The organism is Accumulibacter sp. (assembly GCF_023806635.1).
Lineage (GTDB): Bacteria > Pseudomonadota > Gammaproteobacteria > Burkholderiales > Rhodocyclaceae > Accumulibacter.
In genome coordinates this window covers 1-5,436 of the sequence record NZ_JAMTDQ010000016.1, presented here as the reverse complement: position 1 = coordinate 5,436, position 5,436 = coordinate 1, and the positions used below count along the sequence as shown (strand labels likewise).

The window sequence follows — 5,436 nt, the reverse complement described above, 5'->3', positions numbered from 1 at the left end:
GGGAAGAGGTTGACGATCGGCTTGCCGCGGCTGCTGCGCGTCCCCTGCGGCACCTCATAGACCTTCAGCCAATAGACGCGGCCGCGGTTGGTGAAGCAGAGGATGTAATCGTGCGTGTTGGCGACGAACAGGTGGTCGATGAAATCGTCGGTCTTCATCGCCGCCGCCTGCTTGCCGCGGCCGCCGCGGCGCTGCGCGCGGTAATCGGCGAGCGGCTGCGACTTGATGTAGCCGGTGTGCGACAGCGTCACCACCATGTCGAGCGGCGTGATGAAGTCCTCGATCGCCAGATCCTGCGTGCTGACGACGATCTCCGAGCGCCGCCCGTCGCCGAACTGGGCGCGGATCACCGTCAGCTCGTCGCGGATCATCCCGGTGATCCGTTCCGGCCGCGCCAGGATGTCCATCAGGTCGGCGATGCGCTCGAGCAGCTCGGCGTAGTCACCGACGATCTTCTCGCGCTCGAGACCGGTCAGCCGCTGCAGCCGCAGATCGAGGATCGCCTGCGCCTGCGCCTCCGACAGCAGGTAGCCGCTCTGCGACAGGCCGTACTCGATCCCGAGCCCGTCCGGCCGCGTCGCGTCGAGCGCCGCCCGCGCCAGCATCTCGGCCACCGTCGGCGACTGCCAGAGGCGGCCCATCAGCCCACGACGGGCGTCGGCCGGCGTCGGCGACGACTTGATCAGGGCGATGATCTCGTCGACGTTGTCGAGCGCCACCGCCAGGCCTTCCTGGATGTGCGCCCGCTCGCGCGCCTTGCGCAGCTCGAAGACGCTGCGCCGCGTCAGCACCTCGCGCCGGTGCCGCAGGAAGCATTCGAGCAACTGCTTCAGGTTGAGCAGGCGCGGCTGGCCATCGACCAGCGCCACCATGTTCATGCCGAAGGTGTCCTGCAACTGCGTCTGCTTGTACAGGCAGTTGAGCACCACCTCCGCCACCTCGCCGCGCTTGAGCTCGATCACCACGCGCATGCCGGACTTGTCGGACTCGTCGCGCAGGTCGGAGATGCCCTCGATGCGCTTCTCGTTGACCAGCTCGCCGATCTTCTCGAGCAGGGTGCGCTTGTTCACCTGGTACGGCAGCTCGTCGACGATGATCGCCTGCCGGTGGCCGCGGTCGATGTCCTCGAAATGCACCTTGGCGCGCATGATGACGCGGCCACGGCCGCTGCGGTAGCCCTCGCGCACGCCGGCGACGCCGTAGATGATGCCGGCGGTCGGGAAATCGGGTGCCGGCAGCAGGTCGATCAGCTCGTCGATCGTCACCGCCGGGTTGTCGAGCAGCGCCAGGGCGGCATCGATCACCTCGCCGAGGTTGTGCGGCGGGATGTTCGTCGCCATGCCGACGGCGATGCCCGACGAACCGTTGATCAGCAGGTTCGGGATGCGCGCCGGCAGGACCAGCGGCTCCTCCTCGGCGCCGTCGTAGTTCGGCCCGAAATCGACCGTCTCCTTGTCGATGTCGGCGAGCAGTTCGTGGCCGATGCGCGCCATGCGCACCTCGGTGTAACGCATCGCCGCCGCGTTGTCGCCGTCGACCGAACCGAAGTTGCCCTGCCCGTCGATCAGCATGTAGCGCAGCGAGAAGTCCTGCGCCATGCGCACGATGGTGTCGTACACCGCCGTGTCGCCGTGCGGATGGTACTTGCCGATGACGTCGCCGACGACGCGCGCCGACTTCTTGTACGGCTTGTTCCAGTCGTTCGACAGCTCGTGCATGGCGAACAGCACGCGCCGGTGAACCGGCTTTAGGCCATCGCGCGCGTCGGGCAGCGCCCGCCCGACGATGACGCTCATGGCATAGTCGAGATACGAGCGGCGCATCTCGTCTTCGAGACTGATCGGCAGGGTTTCCTTGGCGAAGGCTTCCATCGTCTTTCCGCTGGCGACGCGACTTTCTTGGCCATGTCGTCGTCTTGTTCGAGCCCGGGATTGTATCATGGCGGCGCTGCCGCGCACCGGGGCCGGCGTCCCTGGCGGGGTCTGGCGGCGGCTTGCGCGTGGCGCGGCGGCAGTTCCAGCGGCAATTCCAGCCTGACGGCGGGAAGCAAGCGCAGGGATGCTTGCACGAGGGTGATCAGATTGCCTGCCCTCTGCCGCATCACCGGCAGACCAAACCAGGGACCGGCCCATTCCTGCCGCTGAAGCTGCTTCCCGCGCATCGCCGTAACGGACACTCGGCAAAGCTGATGGAACCGCAACCACTCAACTGGATCGCCAACTTCATCCGGGGAATTGCCGACGACGTGCTGCGGGACCTCTACGTCCGTAACCGTGGCACCAGGCTCGGCAGCCGCATCGCCGAGGTGCACAACGGCTCGTCGCTCTTCACCGGCGACGCAGGGCACGCCGAGGTCTCGGACGGCGACCTCGCACGAATCTGCGACGCGTTTCCGAAGTTCGAGACGACCGGGCAGTCGAACCTCTTTCCGAACGCCGCCTCCGGTTACTCGAAGCTCACCGTCGAGCGGCCGCTGCGCCTAGCGGGCATCGACCCAAAGCGCGCCTGCACACCCAAGGAGATCAAGGCGCTGAAGGAGACCGCCGAGCGGGCTGACGACGCACCAACGGTCATCCGCAGGATCCACGGGAAGAGCACCGCAGCCGACCCGCGGCGTGGCCTGTTCGAGACCACCATCAGTGGCAAGCCCACCGGGGTCGAGTGCGAGCCCGGGTGCGCCGCCAGGTGCACGTGTACAACCTGGACGCCGTCATCTCGGTGGGCTATCGCGTGAGCTCGCGGCACGGCACGCAGTTCCGGATCGGGGCCACGAACGTGCTGCGCGACCATCTGGTCAAGGGTCATCCGGTCAACGCCGCGCGGCTGCGCGACCTCGACCAGGACGTGCGGCTGGTGGCCGACACGACCCGGGCTGCCCAACTGCGCCGGTGCAGCGCCGCACCCGGCACGGCCAGCCACAGGCCTCAGCCCGTCGAGACCGGCGCCCTTGCCGAAAACCCTGGCCAGCGCGTAGCCCTCGAGCCCGGCGCTGAGGACGTCGCGGCGCAGAGCCATCTCGGTGTCCTGGGCACGCGTCGTCATGCGGCGCCGGCGGGCCAGCAGCGGCCGCAGCAGGTGGAACTGCTGCAGGTCGGATTCGGCGGGGGCGAGATCAAGTTCGGCCGGAACAATCGGCCGGTTCGAGTCGCGAACGATCAGCCTCTGGCGGCAGAAGGCTTCCGCCAAGGGATCCGCTGGCGTCGGTTTGGACCGGTCGGGAACAGGCCCGGCATCCGATCGATCCTGCCTGGCGTCTTGCGGATCGTCCGTCCGATGATTTCGAACAGCAAGCGGTTGATGCCGGAAAAGCGGGCGGCGTCGTAGGCGACGATTCCCCAGCGTTCGCGGCGGTGGCTCATCCACGCCTGCTTGTACGGGTCGTCGCCGATCAGGTAGTCCACCTCGGCGACGCGGTCAACATCGATCACATGCTCCATCAGGTGGGCCGTCAGCAACGTGCCCGGCGCATGGATGGCCTGCGCCTCGTCGTAGGCCATCTTGTAAATGCTCGCCTTGCCGCCTTTGACGATCCAGAGCTGGGATGCGATCGCCTCGCCGCCGAGGCGCGCGATGCCGAGGCGCAACATGCCGCTGGCAGCGAGCCAACGCATCAACCCTGGAACGAAGGCAGCGTAGGGCTCGGCCTTCTTCCAGCGCAGGCGGTACAGGGCATTGAACTCGGCAATCGCCGATTCGACCTCAGCGACGCCGGTGACGATCTCGAAGCTGCCGCCGGCGCCGAGAAAGCGCCGGCGCTTGCGTCGGATGGTATTGCGCAGCAGGCCGTCGCGCTGCTCCAGATAGGCACGCCAGGACCGGTCGACCTTCAGATACCAGTTGCCGAAGCAGAAGTAGCGGAACGGGATCCAGCCGATGCTGCGCAGGGCGACGGCCATCGCCTCGTACTCGCGCGAATCGACAGCCATCGGATGGAAGTTCATGACGCTCGAGCGTGCGCAGTCGGCTTGGGCCGCCCGGAGCAGCCGGGCCAGGTCGGTCGGGTCGGCGCCCCCGCTGACGAGCGGCGCGTACAGTGAGGTATAGAAGTTCGCCAGCGATTCGATCTGCGGCGCCCTGCGTCCGTCCCCTCGGCTGGCGTGCAGGGGCAGGATGGCTACCGGTGAGCCATTCAGCTCGGTGCCGTAATAGCGAACGGAGTCTTCGTCGCCGAAGACCGTCGCCTGCAGGTTGGCGAACCATTCCGGCAAGAGCTCCACTTCCCGGCCAGCCGCCTCGTCGAACAGCGAGCGCATCGCGGCCGGCATCTCGGCCGGAGTGCGGTAGGCGGCGACACTGGTAGCATCGAACTTCAGCGAAGCCTCCGCCACTTCGCCACCTGTGAACCGGCGGCGGAGCGCGCTGGAGATGCCATGCAGGTTGGCGACGGTCGCGTTGCGGTAGAGCTGGTGGTGGCAGACATGGCGCAGACCCGTCGCCCACTCTCCCTGGTCCCGCGTCGCATTGGTGTAGAACTCGACGGCACCAGTCGGCATGTCGGCAAAGGCGACCTGCAGGGCTTCGTAGAGGAGTTGCCTGCCCGGGGCCATGGCGGCGAGCGACTCGTCGTAGGTGGTCTTCAGTATGATCCACATGCGCTCATGGCAGACCGCGAGCCGAGAGGCGGCAAGCCGGTCGTCGAACCAGAGTTCGGCCACCCGCGCCTGGCCCGAGGTGGCGAAGTCGTAAAGGAGTTGCTGGTAGAAGCGTCCCTGCGCATTGTCGGGGCCGATCGCCGTGCCGGCTGCGGCCTTCCAGCCGGCGCTTTCGACTTCGGCGTAGCGCCTGACCGCGGCGCCGATCTCCCCCGGATCACGGGTGACACGGACCGTCGCCACATGATCTCCGCTCCGGCGCTGGTAGCGGCGCAGGTTCTTTCGCAGGTTGTTCGGTCGGGCCTGCCAGTAGGCCCGGAAATCGCCGCCCGTTGTGACGGCCATCGTCAGCTGGTGACGGAGCATCGTGCGCGGCAGGAGGAGACGACTCCAGTCAGGCTCGAACGCCGGGTCGATGGCCAGGAAATCGATCGTCCATGCATAGCCTGGCAGCGCCGGCATCAACGTCTCGAGACAGCGCGCATCGCTGATGAGCAGCGCACCGACTGGCGCCTGCGCCGGCAGGAACAGTGCCCAGCGCCCGAAACCGCGAGAGTCGAGGATCAGCGCACCATCGACAGCCTCGCCGCTACGGTGGATGCACAGCGATTCGTTGCCGCTGCCGAAGTGGGCGAGCAATGCACCGACGAAGCGGCTGTCGAACGCGGGGTGGCCGCCATACAACTCATCGTTGAGGCGGTTCCAGTCCGTGGCGAACCGCGGAAAGGCCTGACCGGCCGGGTAGATCTCCCACGTCATGCGGTGTTGGGTTCTGGTTCTTCAGGGGGGGTTAGTCACTTATGACTCAGATCTTTACATTTCCTGAGCAGATCTGGTCACGGGG

2 protein-coding genes and 1 pseudogene are annotated in these 5,436 nt (G+C 67.0%); 1 reads left to right on the top strand and 2 read right to left on the bottom strand.

Annotated features, from left to right (window positions below):
* Positions 1 to 1,871: DNA gyrase subunit A (gyrA, locus tag NFW30_RS02905; protein WP_295371750.1), on the bottom strand; the 1,871-nt coding region annotated here is incomplete at its 3' end.
* A gap of 790 nt (positions 1,872 to 2,661) precedes the next feature.
* Here gyrA and rhuM point away from each other — a divergent pair.
* Positions 2,662 to 2,772, top strand: a pseudogene (rhuM, locus tag NFW30_RS20025) (RhuM family protein); the annotation flags it as partial.
* A 383-nt stretch (positions 2,773 to 3,155) separates the two neighbouring features.
* Here rhuM and NFW30_RS02890 read toward each other — a convergent pair.
* Positions 3,156 to 5,351, bottom strand: a complete 2,196-nt coding sequence (locus NFW30_RS02890; protein ID WP_363322057.1) for a GNAT family N-acetyltransferase — start codon at positions 5,349 to 5,351, stop codon at positions 3,156 to 3,158.
* Positions 5,352 to 5,436 lie beyond the last annotated feature (85 nt).